Origin of the sequence: Roseovarius sp. SCSIO 43702, from assembly GCF_019599045.1 — a bacterium.
Lineage (GTDB): Bacteria > Pseudomonadota > Alphaproteobacteria > Rhodobacterales > Rhodobacteraceae > Roseovarius.
The window spans coordinates 395,149-413,733 of record NZ_CP080623.1; the positions used below are offsets into that span (position 1 = coordinate 395,149).

The 18,585-nt window shown below is 66.1% G+C and carries 15 protein-coding genes; 14 read left to right on the forward strand and 1 reads right to left on the reverse strand.

Annotated elements, in window-relative coordinates; translation table 11 throughout:
* Window positions 1-35 precede the first annotated feature (35 nt).
* Genes K1T73_RS01810 through K1T73_RS01820 form a run of 3 tightly spaced genes read left to right on the forward strand, consistent with a single transcriptional unit; the run spans window position 36 to window position 4,829 of the window.
* Window positions 36-1,586 carry a trimethylamine methyltransferase family protein gene (locus K1T73_RS01810; protein ID WP_220602303.1) on the forward strand — a complete coding sequence of 517 codons (1,551 nt, stop codon included), beginning with the start codon at window positions 36-38 and terminating at the stop codon, window positions 1,584-1,586.
* A 5-nt stretch (window positions 1,587-1,591) separates the two neighbouring features.
* Window positions 1,592-3,619, forward strand: a complete 2,028-nt coding sequence (locus tag K1T73_RS01815) for an NADH:flavin oxidoreductase (protein ID WP_220602304.1) — start codon at window positions 1,592-1,594, stop codon at window positions 3,617-3,619.
* A complete protein-coding gene (locus K1T73_RS01820) occupies window positions 3,612-4,829 on the forward strand; it encodes a cytochrome P450 (protein WP_220602305.1) in 1,218 nt (405 codons plus the stop codon). Before K1T73_RS01815 ends, K1T73_RS01820 begins: the two co-directional genes overlap by 8 nt.
* A gap of 7 nt (window positions 4,830-4,836) precedes the next feature.
* Here the strand turns inward: K1T73_RS01820 and K1T73_RS01825 are convergent, their stop codons facing one another.
* Window positions 4,837-5,241, reverse strand: a complete 405-nt coding sequence (locus K1T73_RS01825; protein WP_220602306.1) for a PaaI family thioesterase — start codon at window positions 5,239-5,241, stop codon at window positions 4,837-4,839.
* Between the two features lie 126 nt (window positions 5,242-5,367).
* On the opposite strand from K1T73_RS01825, the gene rpe reads away from it, so the two are divergent.
* The 11 genes from rpe (at window position 5,368) to K1T73_RS01880 (ending at window position 18,520) form a co-directional block, all read left to right on the forward strand.
* The gene (gene rpe, locus K1T73_RS01830) at window positions 5,368-6,060 is read left to right on the forward strand and encodes a ribulose-phosphate 3-epimerase (protein WP_220602307.1); all 693 of its coding nucleotides are present in this window, start codon (window positions 5,368-5,370) and stop codon (window positions 6,058-6,060) included.
* On the forward strand, window positions 6,057-7,070 hold the full coding sequence (locus K1T73_RS01835; RefSeq protein ID WP_220602308.1) for a GDP-mannose 4,6-dehydratase: 1,014 nt from the start codon (window positions 6,057-6,059) through the stop codon (window positions 7,068-7,070). The genes rpe and K1T73_RS01835 overlap by 4 nt, the downstream gene beginning before the upstream one ends.
* Window positions 7,071-7,147: 77 nt before the next feature.
* Window positions 7,148-8,089: a LysR family transcriptional regulator gene (locus K1T73_RS01840; RefSeq protein ID WP_220602309.1), complete on the forward strand. Its 942-nt coding sequence runs from the start codon at window positions 7,148-7,150 to the stop codon at window positions 8,087-8,089.
* Between the two features lie 197 nt (window positions 8,090-8,286).
* Window positions 8,287-9,918: an amidohydrolase gene (locus K1T73_RS01845; RefSeq protein WP_220602310.1), complete on the forward strand. Its 1,632-nt coding sequence runs from the start codon at window positions 8,287-8,289 to the stop codon at window positions 9,916-9,918.
* Between the two features lie 3 nt (window positions 9,919-9,921).
* The gene (locus tag K1T73_RS01850; RefSeq protein ID WP_220602311.1) at window positions 9,922-10,863 is read left to right on the forward strand and encodes an ABC transporter permease; all 942 of its coding nucleotides are present in this window, start codon (window positions 9,922-9,924) and stop codon (window positions 10,861-10,863) included.
* Window positions 10,860-11,741 carry an ABC transporter permease gene (locus tag K1T73_RS01855; RefSeq protein WP_220602312.1) on the forward strand — a complete coding sequence of 294 codons (882 nt, stop codon included), beginning with the start codon at window positions 10,860-10,862 and terminating at the stop codon, window positions 11,739-11,741. The genes K1T73_RS01850 and K1T73_RS01855 overlap by 4 nt, the downstream gene beginning before the upstream one ends.
* A gap of 52 nt (window positions 11,742-11,793) precedes the next feature.
* Complete coding sequence (locus K1T73_RS01860) at window positions 11,794-13,389, forward strand: ABC transporter substrate-binding protein (RefSeq protein ID WP_220602313.1); 1,596 nt, start codon at window positions 11,794-11,796, stop codon at window positions 13,387-13,389.
* A 76-nt stretch (window positions 13,390-13,465) separates the two neighbouring features.
* Window positions 13,466-14,905 (forward strand): amidohydrolase family protein, encoded by a 1,440-nt coding sequence (locus K1T73_RS01865; protein WP_220602314.1) that lies wholly within the window; start codon window positions 13,466-13,468, stop codon window positions 14,903-14,905.
* Entirely contained in the window at window positions 14,902-15,885 is a 984-nt protein-coding gene (locus tag K1T73_RS01870) for an ABC transporter ATP-binding protein (protein WP_220602315.1), read from the forward strand. Before K1T73_RS01865 ends, K1T73_RS01870 begins: the two co-directional genes overlap by 4 nt.
* Window positions 15,882-16,982 carry an ABC transporter ATP-binding protein gene (locus tag K1T73_RS01875; protein WP_220602316.1) on the forward strand — a complete coding sequence of 367 codons (1,101 nt, stop codon included), beginning with the start codon at window positions 15,882-15,884 and terminating at the stop codon, window positions 16,980-16,982. Before K1T73_RS01870 ends, K1T73_RS01875 begins: the two co-directional genes overlap by 4 nt.
* Window positions 16,979-18,520 carry an acetolactate synthase large subunit gene (locus K1T73_RS01880; RefSeq protein ID WP_220602317.1) on the forward strand — a complete coding sequence of 514 codons (1,542 nt, stop codon included), beginning with the start codon at window positions 16,979-16,981 and terminating at the stop codon, window positions 18,518-18,520. Before K1T73_RS01875 ends, K1T73_RS01880 begins: the two co-directional genes overlap by 4 nt.
* The last annotated feature ends 65 nt before the right edge of the window (window positions 18,521-18,585 follow it).

The window sequence follows — 18,585 nt, forward strand, 5'->3', positions numbered from 1 at the left end:
TGCGACCGGGCCGACGGGTCCGGGCAGCCGGGCGGATGACCGGCGGCGTCGCCAGGCACGCGCGTCGTGGGCGCGACGCCCGCAAGACCCTTCGCCAGACGCGCGACATTGCCATGCTGCCCGCGTTGCGCCGCAACCTGCCCCTCACCGAGCCGATGGATGCGGAGCAGATCGCGCGCATCGACGCGGCCTCCATGCATATCCTCGAGAACGTGGGCGTCGTCTTCCGCGACGACATCGCGCTTGAGGATTGGCGCAGGGCGGGGGCGAAAGTGGTGGGCGAAATGGTCTATCCCGACCGCGGCCTCGTGCGCGACCTGATCTCGACGATCCCGGAAACCTTCACCTACCACGCCCGAAACCCCGAGAATAACCTGCCTTTCGGCAAGGATAGAGCCGTTTTCGTGCCGATGACCGGCGCCCCCTACCTGCGCGACCTCGACGATGTGCGCCGCAACCCGACGCTTGAGGACTTGGCGAGTTTCCACAAGCTGTCACAGATGCTGCCCGCGATGCACTCGTCCGCGCATCACATCGTGGAGCCCTACGATCACCCGATCAGCCAGCGGCACCTGCGCATCACCTATTCCTCCATGAAACATTCCGACAAGATGTTCATGGGCATGACGACAAGCCCGAAGAATGCCGAGGACGTGCTCGACATGTGCGCGATCCTCTTCGGCGAGGAGTTTCTCGAGACGCACGCGGTCGTGACGGGCAATTGCAACGGCAACTCGCCCCTTGTGTGGGACGAAACGATGTTGGGGGCCATGCGCGCCTTCAATCGCCGGAACCAGCCGGTGCTCTGCTCGCCTTTCGTGCTGGGCGGGGCCAACACACCCGCGTCCGTCGCCCCCGCCGTGGCGCAGCTCAACGCCGAGGCGCTCAGCGCGCTGGCCTACACGCAGATCATCCGCAAAGGGTGCCCGGCGATCTACGGCCACTATCTCAGCACCGTCTCGATGAGATCCGGCGCGCCCATGGCCGGCACCCCCGAGATCAGCCTCATGAACCTGATGATCGGCCAGATGGCGCGGCACTATGGCGTCCCGTGGCGGTCCTCGACGACGCTCGGCGGGGCCAAGACCTTCGACGCGCAGGCGGGCTACGAAAGTGCCGTCACCCTCATGGCGCTCCAGATGGCGGGCGCCAACTACATGTGGCACGCCGCCGGCTGGAACGAGGCGGGGATGCATTGCTCCATGGCGAAATTCGTCGTCGATGCCGAGCAATGCGCCATGGCCTACCGCATGGCCGAGGGCATCCGTTGGGACGATTTCGACGAGGCGCTGGCGGCGGTGGCAGAGATAGGGCCCGGGGGGCATTACCTTGGCCACCCGCACACGCTCGAGAATTTCCAGCGCGCCTTCTTCATGCCCGAACTCTTCGACAACAACCCGATCGAGCAATGGCAGGCCGAGGGCGCCGCCGATGCGACCGCACGCGCCCTTGCCCATGCGCGCACGCTTCTGGCCGAGTATCAGGAACCGGCCCTCGACCAGGCGGTGAACGAGGCGCTTCTCGACTATATCGCACGGCGCGAGCGCGAGATCCCGGCCGCCGATGCCCTCAACCAGGAGTATTGACCGACATGGCCGATCCGCTCCTCCAGGAATTCCAGCTTGGCCACCTCACGCTGCGCAACCGCATCGTCAGCACCGCGCACGCGCCCTCCTATGTCGAGGGCGGGCACCCGCGCGAGCGATACAGGCTCTATCACGAGGAAAAGGCCAAGGGCGGCATCGGCCTCACCCTGATGGGCGGGTCCACCAACGTCTCGCCGGACAGTCCGTCGGTCTTCGGACAGGCCTACGCCGGTGATGACACGATCATCCCCTGGCTGTCGGAGCTTGCGCAGGGGGTGCAGCGCCACGGCTCGGGCGCGATCCTCCAGATCACCCATCTCGGCCGCCGCACCGTCTGGGACGATGGTGACTGGCTGCCGGTCATGGGGCCGTCGCGCACCCGCGAGCGTGCGCATCGCGCTGTACCCAAGGTGATGGAGCCCGAGGATATCGCCCGCGTGGTCGACGACTACATCGCCGCCGCGGCCCGCGTGCAGGCGTCCGGCTTCGACGGGGTCGAGCTTCTGGTGCATTCGCATCTACTGGGGCAGTTTCTCTCACCGCTCATCAACCTGCGCGATGACGACTACGGCGGCACGCTTGAAAACCGGATGCGCCTCATGCTCGAGGTTCTGGACGCGGTTCGCGGTGAAACAGGGTCGAATTTCGTCATAGGCCTGCGTGTCGCCATGGACGAGGAGACCGAGGGCGGGCTGACACCGGAAGACTGCCTTGCCGTCGCCCGCGCGATCGAGGCGACGGGGCAGGCCGACTATCTCAACGTGGTAGCCTGTGCGCCCTATGACGACCTGGGCCTCGCTCGCTGGATCCCGCCCATGGGCACCCCCTCGGCGCCGCATCTGGGGCTGGCGGCGGCGCTGCGTCGGGAGGTCCGGCTCCCGATCCTCCACGCGGGCGGCATCGCCGACACCGCCACCGCGCGCCACGCCATCGAGAGCGGCGCGGTCGACCTTGTGGGCATGACCCGCGCGCATATCGCCGACCCGCATATCGTGGCCAAGCTCATGCGCGGCGAAGAGCATCGGATCAGGCCCTGTGTCGGCATGAATTACTGTGTCGACCGGGTGAACACCGGGAAATCCACCGTCTGCGGCCAGAATGCCGCGACGGGCCGCGAGGCGGTGATGCCGCATGTGATCACAAAGGCCGGGCAGCGCCGCAAGGCGGTTGTCGTGGGCGGCGGTCCCGGCGGGATGGAAGCGGCGCGCGTGCTGGCCGAGCGGGGCCACGACGTGACGCTTTTCGAGGCCGCCGACCGGTTGGGAGGGCAGAACGTCCTCGCCGCCAGCGGCGAGCTTCGCCGGAACATCATCGGCGTGACCGACTGGCTCGCCGCCGAGCTTGAGCATCTTGGCGTCACGCAGCATCTCAACACCTACGCGGAATGTGACGATATCGCAGTGTTAGAGCCTGATTTCGTCGTCATCGCTACCGGTGGGCTGCCTGCCGGCCTCGCCTTTCCGGGTGCCGAACTCGCCGTCTCGTCCTGGGACGCGCTGTCAGGTGCGGTGCGCCTCTCGGGGGAGGTCCTGGTCCTCGACGAGATGGGCACGCAGGCCGGCGCCGTGACAGCCGATGCGCTCCTGTCCAACGGGGCGCAGGTGACGCTCGCCTCGCCCGACCGCGCGCCACATCAGGAGGTCAGCGGCACCGCCGGCGCCATCGTCCTCCGCGGGCTCTATGCCAAGGGCATCCGCTATCGCGCCGATACGGACTGCATCAGGCTCAAGCGCGGCGACAACCGCCTTGTCGCGCGGATGCGCAATGTCCTGACCGGCGAAACCTCGGACGAAACCTTCGACCATGTGGTGACCGAGGCGGGGACGACGCCGATGGACGAACTCTATCACGCGCTCAAGGATCAGAGCCGAAACAACGGCCAGGTAGACGTTCAGGCCCTGACCGAAGGGCGGCTTCACCTTCCCGTGGCGCGCGACGGCCGCTTCGACCTGGTGCGTATCGGCGACGCCGTGTCCTCGCGCAACATGGCCGCCGCGCTCTATGATGCTCTCAGGATCTGTTGCCATGTCTGACACGCTTCCCTTTCTCGACCTGTCCGACCCGGCGCTTTCCACCCGAGGCCCCGAGGTCGTCGCCGCGCGCGATGCGAACTGGTGCGCGCGCACGCCCTACGGGCTCGCGGTGCTGCGCTGGCGCGAGGTGGGCCTCATCCTCCGCGACCGCAGGTTTCGGCAGGGGAGCCACGCCTGGCCCGACACGGTGGGCATCTCGGGCCCCTTTGCCGAGTTCTGGAAAGCCTCGGTCATCGGACAGGAGGGCGAGACGCATGCCCGGATGCGCGCCCTCGCGGTGCCCGCGCTCTCGGAGGATTACGTGCTCGGTCTCGTTCCCACCTTCGACGCGATCGCCGCAGAGCTCTGCGCCGAGTTGCGCCGGACCGACCGCTGCGAGTTCCAGTCCGCCTTCGCCACGCCCTTCGCCGGGCAGGCCATCGCCGCACTTCTCGGCCTCGACCGGGCCCGCTGGCCGGACGTCGCGCACGACGCGACCGAGCTTGGCCACGCCATGAGCATCCGCGCGCCAAGCTTCGAGGACCGCACCAATGCCGCCTGCACGCGGCTTTTCGCGCTCGCCGACACGCTGGTCGCCCGCGTCCGGCGTGGGGAGGACAGCAAGAGCTACGTCGCCCGCCTCGTCGCCCGCTTCGACGAGACGGGAGATTGCAGCCATGACGAGCTTCTCAATGTGATCGTCATCTCGATCTTCGGCGGTGTCGACACAACGCGCGCGCTCCTGGGCCTGGGGCTCTCGCTTTTCATCGAGCATCCCGAGCAATGGCAGATCATGCGCCGTGATCCCGATCTCGTTCCCGCCGCGATAGACGAGATCATCCGCGCCCGCCCGACGACCACCTGGGCCACACGCGAAGCCACCGAAGATGTGGAATTGAGCGGTATCAGGGTCGAAAAAGGCACGATCCTGCATCTTCTCGTCCATGCCTCGGCCCGTGATCCCGCCATCTGCGACGATCCCCGGTTTGACATCACGAAACCGCGCAAGCGGCATTTCGGCTTTGGCGGCGGCGCGCATCACTGTATCGGGCATTTCGTCGCCCGCACCGACCTGGCGGCCGCCTTCCGCGCGCTATCGGCAACCCTCGCGAAAGTGGACCATGACGGCCCGCCCGAATGGCTTCCCGACAGCGGCAATACCGGCGCGGTGTCGTTGCCCATACGCTACGAGCTGGCGGCGCAAGCGCCGGAGGGCGCACGAAAAGGTTAAGCCCGGTTCAACCCTGCGAGCGGTAGCGAAAGACACCCGTCGCGGTGGCCACCAGCGTGCCCAACTCGTCGCGCACCGCCCCTTCGGCGAAATAGGTGCGCCGCCCGCCCCCGGTCCGCCACCCCTCGGCCAGAAGCCGGCGGCCCTGCGCCTGCCCGACATAGTTGACCGTCATCGACAGGGTCAGCGCCATCTGCCGCTGGTCCGCGTCGCCCGTGTAGCAGCCCGCGAACCCCATCGCGCTGTCGAGAAGCGTGGCGTGGACACCGCCATGCGGGAGACCCTGCCGGTTCTGCATGAAATCCGCGATGGGCACCTCGATCAGCGCGTAATCCGCGCGCCATTCCTTCAACTCGAAACCCAGGTGGGACTGGAACGGGTAGTTGTTCTCGATGAAACGCGGGTCGGGCATGGGCTTACCTACGGAAAAAATCACCGCCCAAGTCGCATAGAAGGGCGCCGCGATCAATCGCCGCGCTTGACCTCGCGCCGCCCGCGCCGCATAGCGCCCCCGAGCCACACCCAAGGAGACCGCGCCATGACCCTTGACCGCAGCATCAAGATCGCCCCCTCGATCCTCTCCGCCGATTTCGCCAATTTCGGAGCCGAGATCGAGGCCATCGAGGCACAGGGCGCCGACTGGGTTCACGTGGATGTCATGGACGGGCATTTCGTGCCGAACCTCACCTTCGGCCCCCCGGCGGTCAAGGCGTTCCGGCCTCATGTCAAGACCTTCATGGACGTGCACCTGATGATCGCGCCGGTCGATCCCTATATCGAGGCTTTCGCCGAGGCGGGCGCCGACATGCTCACAACGCATATCGAGGCAGGGCCGCATATCCACCGCACGCTTCAGGCGATCCGCGCGAACGGGGTGAAGGCAGGACTTGCGCTCAACCCGGGCACGGGGCTTGGCGACGTGGCGCATCTGCTCGACATGATCGACATGGTCTGCGTCATGACCGTCAATCCGGGCTTCGGCGGGCAGAGCTTCATCGAGAGCCAGATCGACAAGGTGCGCGCCCTGCGCGCGATGATCGGGGACCGCCCCATCCATATCGAGATCGACGGCGGGGTGACGCCCGAAACAGCACCCCGCGTCGTCGAGGCGGGGGCCGATGTTCTCGTCGCCGGATCGGCCGTATTCAAGGGCGGAAGCGTCTCTGAACCGGGGGTTTACGGCCAGAACATCCGCGCCATCCGCGATGCGGCCGAGGCGGCGCGCGCATGACACGGGTGCTCGTCACCGGAACCGCCGGGTTCATCGGCTTCCATCTGGCCAAGCTTCTTCTTGACGAGGGGGTGTCTGTCCACGGCTTCGACGCGATCACCGACTACTACGATGTCACGCTCAAGCAGCGCCGCCATCAGGTTCTTCTGCAATCGCCGAATTTCGCCGCGACCGAAGCCATGCTCGAGGATGCCGACAAGGTGATGGAGGTCTGTCGCAGCTTCAACCCGGACGTGATCGTCCATCTCGCCGCGCAGGCGGGCGTGCGCTACAGCCTCGAGAACCCGCGTGCCTATCTCGAAAGCAATGTCATCGGCACGTTCAACGTGATGGAGGCCGCGCGCGAACTCGGCGTGAAGCACCTCCTCATGGCGTCCACGTCCTCGGTCTACGGCGCCAACGAGGAGATGCCGTTCACCGAGACCGAGAAGGCCGACACCCCGCTCACCTTCTACGCCGCGACCAAGAAGGCCAACGAGGCGATGGGCCATACCTATGCCCATCTCTGGAACCTGCCCATCACCATGTTCCGCTTCTTCACGGTCTACGGTCCCTGGATGCGCCCCGACCTCGCGCCTTTCAAGTTCACCAAGGCCATTCTCGAAGGCCGCCCGATCGACATCTACAATCACGGCGACATGTATCGCGACTTCACCTATGTCGAGGATCTCGTGCGCGGCGTGCGGCTGCTGATCGATGCCGTGCCCGAGCGTCCCGCCTCGCGAGACGAGATCGCCGAGGGAGACAGCCTGTCGCCCGTCGCGCCCTTCCGCGTGGTCAATATCGGCAACTCGACCAGCGTGCGGCTGATGGATCTGGTCGAGGCCATCGAGGACGAGCTTGGTACCAAGGCCGAGCGGAACTTCATGGATATGCAGAAGGGCGATGTCTACGCCACCTGGGCCGATGCGAGCCTCTTGCAATCCCTGACCGGCTACAAGCCCCGGACTGACCTGCGCGAGGGGATCGCCCGTTTCGTGGCCTGGTATCGTGACTACTACGACGTCTGAGCGCCGGTGATTTCGCACTGGAGGCCGCTTCGCGAAGCGCCTAGGCTCCGGTTGCGGCGGCATCCGACGGCAGGGCCATGGCACAGGACGATCAGATCAAGATACGCCTTCTCGAAGTGTTCGACGCGGTCATGCAGACCGGCCGCGTGACCTCGGCGGCGTCCTACCTCGGCATATCCCAGCCCGCGGTTTCGGCGTCGATCCAGCGGCTCGAAGCGCAGTTGGGCTTCGTCCTTTTCGAGCGCGAGGGCAGGGTGCTGGCCCCGACCCCCGCGGCGCGGCACCTGGCCGAGGCGGTGCGCCCCGTCTTTTCCGCCATGGCCGACCTCACCGAGGAGGTCCGGCGTTTCGCGCGCACCGGCATGGCACATCTGCGCATCGCGACGACACCATCGCTCGGCCATGGCGTCGCGCTCGACGCGCTGCGCGACCTGCGGCGAGGTGATCCCGAGATGCGCGCCGATGTCACCGTCTGCAATGACGACCAGGTCTTGCAGGCCGTCGAACTGGGCCAGGCCGATATCGGCATCGTCTTGGGCGCGATCGAGGAGACGGACCTGCACCGCACGCTTCTGCCGCCCACGCATCTCGTGGCGGTAATCCCCCGCGACCACGCTCTGACCAAGCACGCGACGCTCGGGCCCGCCGAGCTTGCCAAGGAGGATCTCATCGACGCGGGCCGCGTGATCTCGCCGCTGGTCGCGGGATCATTCGCGCGGCAAGGTGTCGTCTATTCCCCGCGCTTCGAGGCGCATCAGTCACAGACCGCCTGCGCGATGGTGCGGGCGGGGCTCGGGGTCACGGTGGTCGACGTGTTCGCGGCCGAGCTTTACGCCTCGAAAGAGAGCTTGATCCGTCGCTTCTATCCGCCCACGAAGCTCACCAACACGGTGCTGCGCCCCGCCGCCATTCCCGAGAGCAAGGCGCGCGTTCTGGCCGATTACACGCGCCTTCTTCACGCCGCGACCGACCATGTGCCATTCCTCGCGCACCAGCATCGGTCGCCCATATATAACTGAATTCTATCTTATGATCACGATTCAAATGTATTGGCTGCGAACGTGAATTTTCACCTCATCCAACGAAATCAGGCATCTGCCGACATTCTCCGCCGATTTGTCGGACACTTTCCGGCCTTCGCATTCAATTGACGCGACTCGGGTCTCTGGCCCTAAACTGAAGTGAATGCTTCGATCACGACGGGGGAGATGGGCGCATGGCGACATCCGGGAAAACGGCGGAAACCGCACTCAAGGGCGGGCGCATCTGGCTGGGGCAGGGGCTAGGTTGGGCCGAGGCGATCGCGATGGCGGATGGCAAGGTCATGGCCAGCGGGTCGGATGCCGACATCGAGGGGCTGATCGGTTCGGACACCAAGGTCATCGACCTCAAGGGGCGGCTCGCCACGCCCGGGCTCAACGACGTGCACATGCATCTCCTGCCCTACGGCACCGCCATGGCCGAGGTCGATCTGCGCCCCTCCGCCGCACCGAGCATCGCGGCCGTCAAGACCGCGCTCGCCGACCGCGCGGCCACCATGCCCAAGGGTGAATGGGTCATCGGGCGGGGCTACGACCACTTCGCCTTCGACGAGAAACGACATCCGACCTGTGCCGAACTCGACGAGGCCTGCCCCGATCATCCCGTCTACATCGTGCGCACCGACGGGCATCTCGCGGTCGCCAACTCGCGCGCGTTCGAGCTTGCGGGGATCACCGCCGACACGCCGTCGCCCGAGGGCGGACTGATCGAGAAGAAGGACGGAAAGCTCACCGGTCTCGTCGCGGAAACCGGCCGCGAGAAATTGATGAATGTCATGCCCAAGAAAACCGCGGACGAGCTGGTCGAGTCGATCGTGCGCGGTGGCGAGGATTTGCTGACCTACGGCATCACCTCCTGCATGGAGGCCGCGATCGGCATCCGCGACGGCTGGACCGAGATGGAAGCCTACCAGAAATGCCACGCCGAGGGACGGATGCCCGTCCGGGTGTATGGCACGCTCATGGGGGACAAGACCCGCTCGATCCTCGAACGCTGCATGGATGAGGGGCTCGTGACGGGCAATGGAGACGAGATCTTCCGCATCGGCCCGGTCAAGATCTTCACCGACGGAAGCGCGGGCGGCCGCACCGCCGCGATGAAACGGCCCTACATGGGCGGCGGCCCCGACGACACCGGCCTTCTCTGCATCCCCGACCAGGACGAGCTGAATGCGATGGTCCTCGAGGCGCACAAGGCGGGCTACCAATTCGCGATCCACGCCATCGGCGACGCGGCCATCGAGGAAGTGCTCAACGCCTACGAGGCCGCGTATGAGGCGCACCCCGTCAAAGACCGCCGCCACCGGATCGAGCATTGCGGCTGGCTCACCGGGGACCAGATGGAACGCATGAAGAAGATGCATGTCCTGCCGGTGCCGCAGCCCTCGTTCCTCTATTATTTCGGCGACCTCTACCTGACACTTCTCGAGGAAGAGCGTGTCGCCGCCTCGCATCCGATGCGCGACTGGTTGAACGCGGGACTGCATCCGCAGGCCTCGACCGATTGCCCGGTGACCGAGATCGCGCCGATGCCGGTGATCTACAACATGGTCACGCGCAAGACGTCGAAGGGCACCGTGATCGGGGAGGACCAGAAGCTTACCATGGAAGAGGCGCTGCACGCCTACACCTGGGCCAGCGCCTATGCCACGCACGAGGAAACGATCAAGGGCACGCTTGCCGATGGGCAGCTTGCCGACATCGCGGTCTTTGACCGCAACCTCTTCGAGATCGACCCCGAGGAGATCCTCGAAACCCGCTGCGACATGACCATTCTCGGCGGCAACCTCGTCTATGAGCGTGCCTGAGCCATGATCGACACGATCGTCAGACGCCTGCTTCAGTCCATCCCGGTGCTTATCGGGGTGCTGATCCTGGGCTTTCTGCTGATCCAACTGTCGCCGGGCGACCCGGCGCAGGTCTTCGCGGGCGCGATGGCACCGCCCGAGGTGGTCGAGGAAATCAGGCGCGACATGGGCCTCGACCGGCCCATGATCGTGCAATTCTGGGGGTATCTCGAGCGCGTGCTGCAAGGCGATCTCGGCCGGTCCTTCATTTCGAACAAGACGGTGGCGAGCGAGCTAGCGGACGCGATCGTCCCCACGCTCGAGCTGATGTTCGCTTGCCTGATCTGGTCCATTCCGCTTGGCATCGCGATGGGAACGCTGGGGGCGGTCTGGCGCGGTTCGATCCTTGACCGGGCGATCATGGCCTTCTCGGTGGCGGGCGTGTCGCTCCCGATCTTCTTCATCTGCCTGCTGCTAATCCAGTGGCTCGGCGTGAAATGGCAGCTCTTTCCGTTCATCGGGCGTGGCGGGCCGCTCTGGACGGTGGACGGCCTGCGGCATATCGCGCTTCCGGCGCTGTCGCTCGGGCTCATCTTCATTGGCCCGGTGGCCCGGATGACGAGGTCGAGCGTGCTCGAAGTGCTCAAGCTCGATCATGTGCGCACCGCGCGGTCGAAAGGGCTCAAAGAAGGCCGCGTGATCCTGCACCACGCGCTGCGCAACGCGCTTCTGCCGGTCATCACGCTGGTGGGGCTTCAGGCCGGATACCTTCTGGGTGGCGCGGTCGTGACCGAGACCATCTTTTCCTATCCCGGCATCGGGCGCCTCTCGGTGGGGGCGATCCTGTCGGCGGATTATCCGTTGGCGCAGGGCTGTATCCTCGTGCTCGCGCTGGCGTTCATTCTCATCAACATGATCGTGGACATGCTCTACGCGATGCTCGATCCAAGGGTGCAGGGCAAATGACGGCTGAGGCGGATATCGAGAACACGCCCCCGCGGCGGCAGGTCTGGTGGCGCGCGCTGATGCGCGACCCCTCCGCCGCGATCTCGATGATCGTTCTGGCGCTCTTCGTGCTGGGCGCGCTCTTCGCGCCGCTCATCGCGCCACACGATCCGTTCGAGGGAACGCGCAACGTGATGACGCCGCCGGTCTGGACCGAGAGGGGCGACTGGACCTACATCCTCGGCACGGACGGGCAGGGGCGCGACATCCTAAGCCGCCTGCTCTACGGCACGCGCCTGACGCTGCTGATCGGGTTGCTCTCGGTCGGCATCGGCGGCTTCCTCGGGTCCCTCCTGGGGCTGCTCTCGGCCTTTTATCCGCGCCTGTCGCCTTTCGTCATGCGCTTTGCCGACGTGATGCTGTCCTTCCCGGCGATCCTCCTCGGCCTTGCGCTCGTGGCGATCTTCGGCCCCGGCGCGCTCCCCGTGATCATCGCGCTTTCCATCGCCACGATTCCCGACAGCGCGCGGATTGCTCGGTCGATCGCGCTCAGCGTGATGCAGCAGGAATTCATCGAGGCAGGCCGGGCCATCGGTCTTTCGGACCGCGCCGTGTTCATGCGCTACCTGGTGCGCAACTCGATCTCGGCGATCATGATCTTCATGTCTCTGCGCTTCGGCCAGATCATCCTGATCGGCGCCGCGCTCAGCTTCCTCGGTCTCGGCGCCCGTCCGCCCGCGGCGGAACTCGGGATGATGGCCTCGCAGGGACGCGATTTCATCCTGTTCGCGCCGCATATCGCGTTCATCCCGTCCATAGCCATCTTCATCATCGTGCTTGCGGCCAACATCACCGGCGACGCGCTGCGCGACGTGCTCGATCCGCGCATGCGGTCCTGACTTCACCCAACGCCCCGCCAAGAAGGGCGGCAACCCCAACGGAGGAAATCACATGATACACCACTCACGCAAACCTTCCCGGCTGATGCTGGCCGGGCTGCTGGCGGCGCTGCCCCTGGGCGGCATGGCCACCGCGCAGGAGATCACCATCGTCCGCGAGGTGGACAGCAACAACTACGACCCCCAGAAATCCGTGGCCCGCGCCGCGGCCGAGGCGCTCTTCATGATGGGCGACACGCTCGTCTCGCTCGAGCCCGACATGCAGACCATCACCGACGGCCTTGCCCACAAGTGGGAAGTCTCCGAGGACGGGCGGACCTACACGTTCCATCTCAAGGACGGCGTCACCTTCTGCGATGGCAAGGAGATGACCGCCGAGGACGTGGTCTACTCGATCAAGCGCTGGGTCGACCCCGAGACCAAATCGCCCGTCGCATGGCGTGCGGGCGACGTGAAGGACGTGGTCGCCATCGACGACAAGACGGTCGAGTATCAACTGGAGGAACCCTTCTCGGAACTGCTCTACCAGCTCACGCAGAGCTTCGGCACCATCGTCGACAAGGAAAACGTCGAGGCGCTGGGCGAGGATTACGGCATCAGCGGCTTCAACGGCACCGGTCCCTATTGCTGGGAAAGCTGGACGCCGCGCGACAAGCTCGTGATGACCCGCCACGAGGGCTATGACTGGGGTCCCGAATTCTACGAGAACGACGGCGCGCCGCACATGGCCAAGGTCACGTGGCAGGTGGTGCCCGAGGAAAACACCCGCACCGTCGCACTCCTGACCGGGCAAAGCCAGGTCACGCAATACATCCCCTACATCGCGATCGACCAGATGGAGCAGGCGCCGAACGTCGAGGTGCAGAAATCGGACGAGGCGTTCTGGACCTATTTCATGGGCTTCAAGATCGACAAGGACACGGTCGCCGATCCGGTCGTCCGCTCCGCGATGAACCTTGCCGTGAACCAGGAGGCGCTGGCCGAGGACCTGATGTTCGGCAGGGTCGAGCCGGCCTACAGCTACGTGAGCCAGGGCGCGCTTGACTGGGACGAAAGCCTGGACAGCGAGCTGCTGCGCTATGACCCCGAGAAGGCCAAGCAGATGCTGGACGAAGCAGGCTGGACCGTCGGCGACGACGGCGTGCGTGCCAAAGACGGAGTGAAGCTTCAGCCGACGGCCTATGTCTTCGCCGGCTCCACGTGGCAGAAGATCTCGGAATTCGTGCAGGCCGAACTTCTGAAGATCGGCGTCGACATGCAGATCCAGGCTTTCGACGCGACCGTCGCCTGGGGCAAGCTCGCCACGCAGGAATTCGACATGTTCGGGATGAGCTTCCCGTATGTCTCGTCCGGTGACGCGCTCAACCTCTACTTCCGGTCCGAGAACATGCCGACACCGAACCGCATGAACTGGGACGACGAGGAGACGGACACGCTTCTTGACAAGGGCAAGACCGCGCTTGACGACGAAACGCGCGCCTCGGCCTATGGCGAGGTCCTCAAGAAGGTGCACGAGGCCGCCGTCTGGCTGCCGCTCTACCACGAGCCGATGTATGTCGTGCACAGCGCCGAGATGGAGCCCGTCGTGCCGCACAACAACTACGGCGCGGGTCTCTACAAGGGCCTTGATCTCAAGTTCAAGGAATAAGCCCGCAGGGGCCATGGTCCGGCCGGCACCGACCCGGCCGGATCGCCACCACTCACACCACGAAGGAGCGCCCGACATGGCCGGAACAACAGTCATCCGCAACGCAAGCTGGATCGTCGCCTGGGACGAAGATGCCGGGCGCCACACCTATCTCCAGGACGCAGACGTCGCCTTCGAAGGCGATTGCATCCTCCAGGTCGGCGGCCGATTCGAGGGCGAGGTCGCGCGCGAGATCGACGGCAAGGGGCGCCTCGTCTCTCCGGGTCTGGTCAACATCCACTCGCATCCGCTCTCGGAGCCGATGAACAAGGGCTTCCTCGACGAGTTGGGCAGCCCGAGGCTCTACATGTCCTCGCTTTACGAATTCATGCCGCTCTTCCGTCCCGATGCCGAGGGAACGAAGGCCTGCACCGAGGTTGCGCTTTCCGAGCTTCTGCTCTCGGGTGTCACGACGCTCACCGATCTTTCGGTGCCCTATGACCCGTGGATCGACCTGCTGGATCGCTCGGGCATCCGCGCGGTGCTGGCGCCGATGTATCGCTCGGCGCGGTGGTATACGAAGAATGGCCACGTGGTCGAATACGAGTGGGACGAGAAGGCGGGCCGCGAGGCGATGGACGCCGCGATGAAGACCATCGACGCGGCCAATGCGCACCCGTCGGGCCGCATGTCGGGCATGGTCTCGCCCTCGCAGATCGACACCTGCTCGGCCGACCTCATCCGCGACAGCTTTGCCGAGGCGCAATCGCGCGGGATCAAGTTCCAGATCCACGCCGCGCAATCGGTCGTGGAGTTCCACGAGATCACCCGCCGCCACGGCAAGACGCCGCTCGAATGGCTCGACAGCCTCGGCGTGCTCAAGGAGGGCGCCATCATCGGGCACGGCATCTTCCTCAATACGCATTCCATGGTTCACTGGCCCGAGGCCGACGATTTCGCGCTGCTGCGCGACAGCGGCGCGGCCGTCGCCCATTGCCCTACCGTGTTCCAGCGGCGCGGCATCGCGATGCAGAGCGTGGGCAAGTATATTCGCGGCGGCATCCCCGTGGGGATCGGTACCGACACCTACCCGCACAACATGCTCGAAGAGCTGCGCAACGCGCTCTACATCTCGCGGCTGATGACGGGTAATCCGTTCGATATCCGCACGCATCACATCTTCGACGCCGCCACGGTGGGCGGCGCGGCGATCCTCGGACGCGACGACATCGGCAAGCTTGCGAAGGGCGCCAAGGCCGATCTCTTCATGGCCGACATCAACCATCCCGCCATGCGCCCCGTGCGCGATCCGCTCCGCTCGCTCATCTACGTGGCGGGCGAACGGGCGGTGCGCGACGTGTTCGTGGACGGGCGGCAGGTCGTCGCCGACGGCAAGGTCGAGGCCTTCGACCTCGAGGACGCCACCGCGCGGCTCGAGGAGGCGCAGCGCCGCGCCGAGGAACAGTTCCGCCAGCTCGACTTCGCCGGACGCTCCCATCTCGAGGCATCGCCCCTCGCCTACGAGGTCGGGAAATGACCGAGCTTCTGTCTGTCGATAAGCTCCGCGTGGGGTTTCGCGACGGACCGCGCATCATGCGCGCCGTGGACGGCGTCAGCTTCTCGGTGGACCGCGGCCGCACGCTGGGCGTCGTGGGCGAGTCGGGATGCGGCAAGTCCATCGCGATGCTCGCGATCATGGGGCTCGTCCCGCAGCCGCCCGGCATCATCCAGGGGGGCAAGATCACCTTCGACGGCCAGAGCCTTCTGGACCTGTCGAAGAGCGACATGCGCAAGATCAAGGGCGGACGCATCGGCATGATCTTTCAGGAGCCGATGACGAGCCTCAACCCGGTCTATACCTGCGGTGACCAGATCATCGAGAGCCTGCGCGCCCACAACTACAAGGGTGACACCCGTGCTCGCGCGATCGAGCTTCTGGATCTCGTGGGCCTGCCGTCGCCGAACGAGCGGGTGGACGACTATCCGCACCAGCTTTCGGGCGGACAGCGGCAGCGCGTGATGATCGCCATGGCGCTGGCCAACGATCCCGAGTTGCTGATCGCCGACGAACCCACGACCGCGCTCGACGTGACGATCCAGGCGCAGATACTCGATCTGATCCGCGAGTTGCAGAAGAAGACGGGCATGGCGGTGATCCTCGTCACGCATGACCTGGGCGTCGTGGCGGAGACCTGCGATGACGTCGTGGTGATCTATGCCGGTACCGTGGTCGAACGCGCCCCGGCCGAGGACCTTTTCGAGAACCCCCAGCATCCCTATACCATCGGGCTCATGGCCGCGGTGCCGCGCATCGACGACAAGGCCGAGAAACTGGCCACGATCCCCGGCACCCTTCCGCCACCGTGGCAGAAGATCACCGGCTGCCGCTTTGCGCCGCGCTGCCCGCTGGCCGACGAACGATGCCGCAGCGAGGAACCGCCGCTTGCCCCCGTGGGAGACAGCGACCACCTCGCCGCCTGTTGGTACGCGCCCATCGACGAGAGGGAGACGCCATGAGCGATCCGGTCCTGAAGGTCGAGAATCTCACCAAGCACTACCCGGTCCATCGCGGCATCCTCCGCCGGCAGGTGGGCAGCGTGCAGGCGATGACCGACGTGAGTTTCGAGGTCGCGCGCGGCGAGACGCTGGCTGTGGTGGGCGAATCGGGTTGCGGCAAGTCAACGATGGGCCGCACCGTTCTGCGCCTGATCGAGCCGACTGCGGGTCGCGTCACGCTCGAGGGGCGCGAGGTGACGGCCATGTCCACCGCGGAACTGCGCGAGGCGCGGCGACGGATGCAGATCATCTTCCAGGATCCCTATGGCTCGCTCAATCCACGCATGACCGTGCGCGAGACGCTGGCCGAACCGCTTCTCCTGCACGGGGTTGCGGACAAGGCGGGACTCGATGACAGGATCGAGGAAGTGCTCGCGCTTTCGGGTCTCTCGAGCTTCCACTCCGAGCGGTATCCGCACGAGTTTTCCGGCGGCCAGCGGCAGCGCGTCGGCATTGCCCGCGCGCTTGCCACACGCCCCGGCCTCATCGTCTGCGACGAACCCGTCTCGGCGCTCGACGTCTCGCTGCAGGCTCAGATCGTGAATCTCCTGCAAAAACTGCAACGCGAATTCGGCCTGGCCTATGTGTTCATCAGCCACGATCTCTCGGTCGTGCGCCATATCGCCGACCGTGTCGCGGTCATGTACCTCGGGCGCTTCGTCGAACAGGCGCCGGCGGACACGCTCTTCTCGCGGCCGCTGCATCCCTACACGCGATCGCTCATCAAGGCCGTGCCACTTCCCGATCCGTCCCGCCGACGCGAGAAGGCGCCGGCCCGCGGCGATGTGCCGAGTGCGCTCGCGCCGCCGCCGGGCTGCTCCTTTCATCCGCGCTGTCCCCTGGCCACCGACCTCTGCAAGGAAGTCCGGCCCGAGCCGCGTGCGATCGGCGAGACGCTTGTTGCCTGCCACCACGCCGAGCAGCAGATGGACGACACGATCACCTCCGCCGTCGAGCGGGAAAAACTCGCCCGCCGTCTCGCCGTGCTTGAAAAAGCGGCCCGAATGTCGCAAACGCCTGCGATGACCGACACAGCCGAGGCAGGGACAACAGGATGAATGGCGCGGAAAGCCTGCTCAGGAGCCTTCATTCCGCAGGCGTCGAGGTCTGTTTCGCCAATCCCGGCACCTCCGAGATGCAGTTTGTCGATGCGCTTGACCGCACGGGTCTCATGCGCTGCGTGCTGGGCCTCTTTGAAGGCGTGGTGAGCGGCGCCGCCGACGGCTATGCCCGCATGGCCGGCAAACCCGCGGCAACGCTTCTGCATCTTGCTCCCGGCCTCGCCAATGCGGGCGCGAACCTGCACAACGCGCGCAAGGCACGCACGCCCATGCTCAACATCGTCGGCGACCACGCGCGGCGCCACCTGCGCTATGACGCGCCGCTCACCGCCGATGTGCCCGGCACGGCGGCGGCATTCTCGGACTGGGTCCGCACGGTCCAGTCCTCCGAGACGATCGCGGGGGACGCGATGGATGCGCTTGCCGCTGCCTGGGGCCATCCGGGGCAGATCTCGACCCTGATCGTTCCCGCCGATATCGGGTGGGAGCCGGTGGCGGGGGTCGAACCGGCCGAGCGCGCGAAGGCCCGCGCGCCGCGTGGAATCGATGACGACATGCTGCGCCGCGCGGCCTCCTCGCTCGGGCCCGATGCCGTGATCCTCTGCGGCGGCAACGTGCTGGAATCGCCCGACGCCATGGCGCGTCTCGCGGGCATCGCGGCCAAGACCGACACCCGGCTCTTCGCCTCCGGCCCGTTGCGGCGGATGGAACGTGGCAACGGCCGCCATGACCTGCCGCGCGTGCCCTACCCGGTGGACGACGCGCTGGCGGCGCTGTCGGGCTTCCGCCGCGCCATCCTGATCGAGGCCCTGCCGCCGGTGGCCTTCTTCGCCTATCCGGACAGGCCCAGCCTTCTGCTGCCGGAGGACTGCGAAACCGTGCCGCTTGCCGATTTCGATCAGGACGGGCCGGCGGCTATCGAGGCCTTGGCCGATCTGGTCGGTACGAAGCCCGCCCCGCCGCGCAACTCCGATCCGTGCGAACCGCCGCAGGCTGGACCGATGGACGACGCGCATGTTTCGGCGGCCATCGCCGCCGCCCTGCCGGAGGATGCCATCGTCGTGGACGAGCGGCTGACCAGCGCGACCCGTGCCATGCCGCTTTCGGCGGAGGGGCCGCCTATCTCGTGGCTCGCCATCACCGGCGGCGCCATCGGCATCGGCGTGCCGCTCGCCACCGGCGCGGGTGTCGCCTGCCCCGACCGGCCCGTCGTGGCGCTTCAGGCCGATGGCTCGTCGCTCTACACGATACAGGCTCTCTGGTCGCAGGCGCGCGAGGGGCTCAACGTGACCACCGTCATCTTCGCCAACCGCGGCTACCAGATCCTCAAGCAGGAACTTTTCAAGGTGGGTCAGAATCCCGGCCCCGGTGCGCTCGACATGCTCGAACTGGACCGGCCGGTGATGGATTTCGTCAGCATCGCCAAGGGCTTCGGCGTTCCGGGCAAGCAGGTCAGCTGCCCCGCCGAGCTTTACCACACGATCCGGACCGCCGCCGCGGAGCCGGGGCCGTTCCTGATCGAAGCGGTGTTGTGAAGCGCAGACGGTCACGCACCGATCGCGCAATTCCATTAAGACGCTCTCTCGCCGTTTCTGCGAAG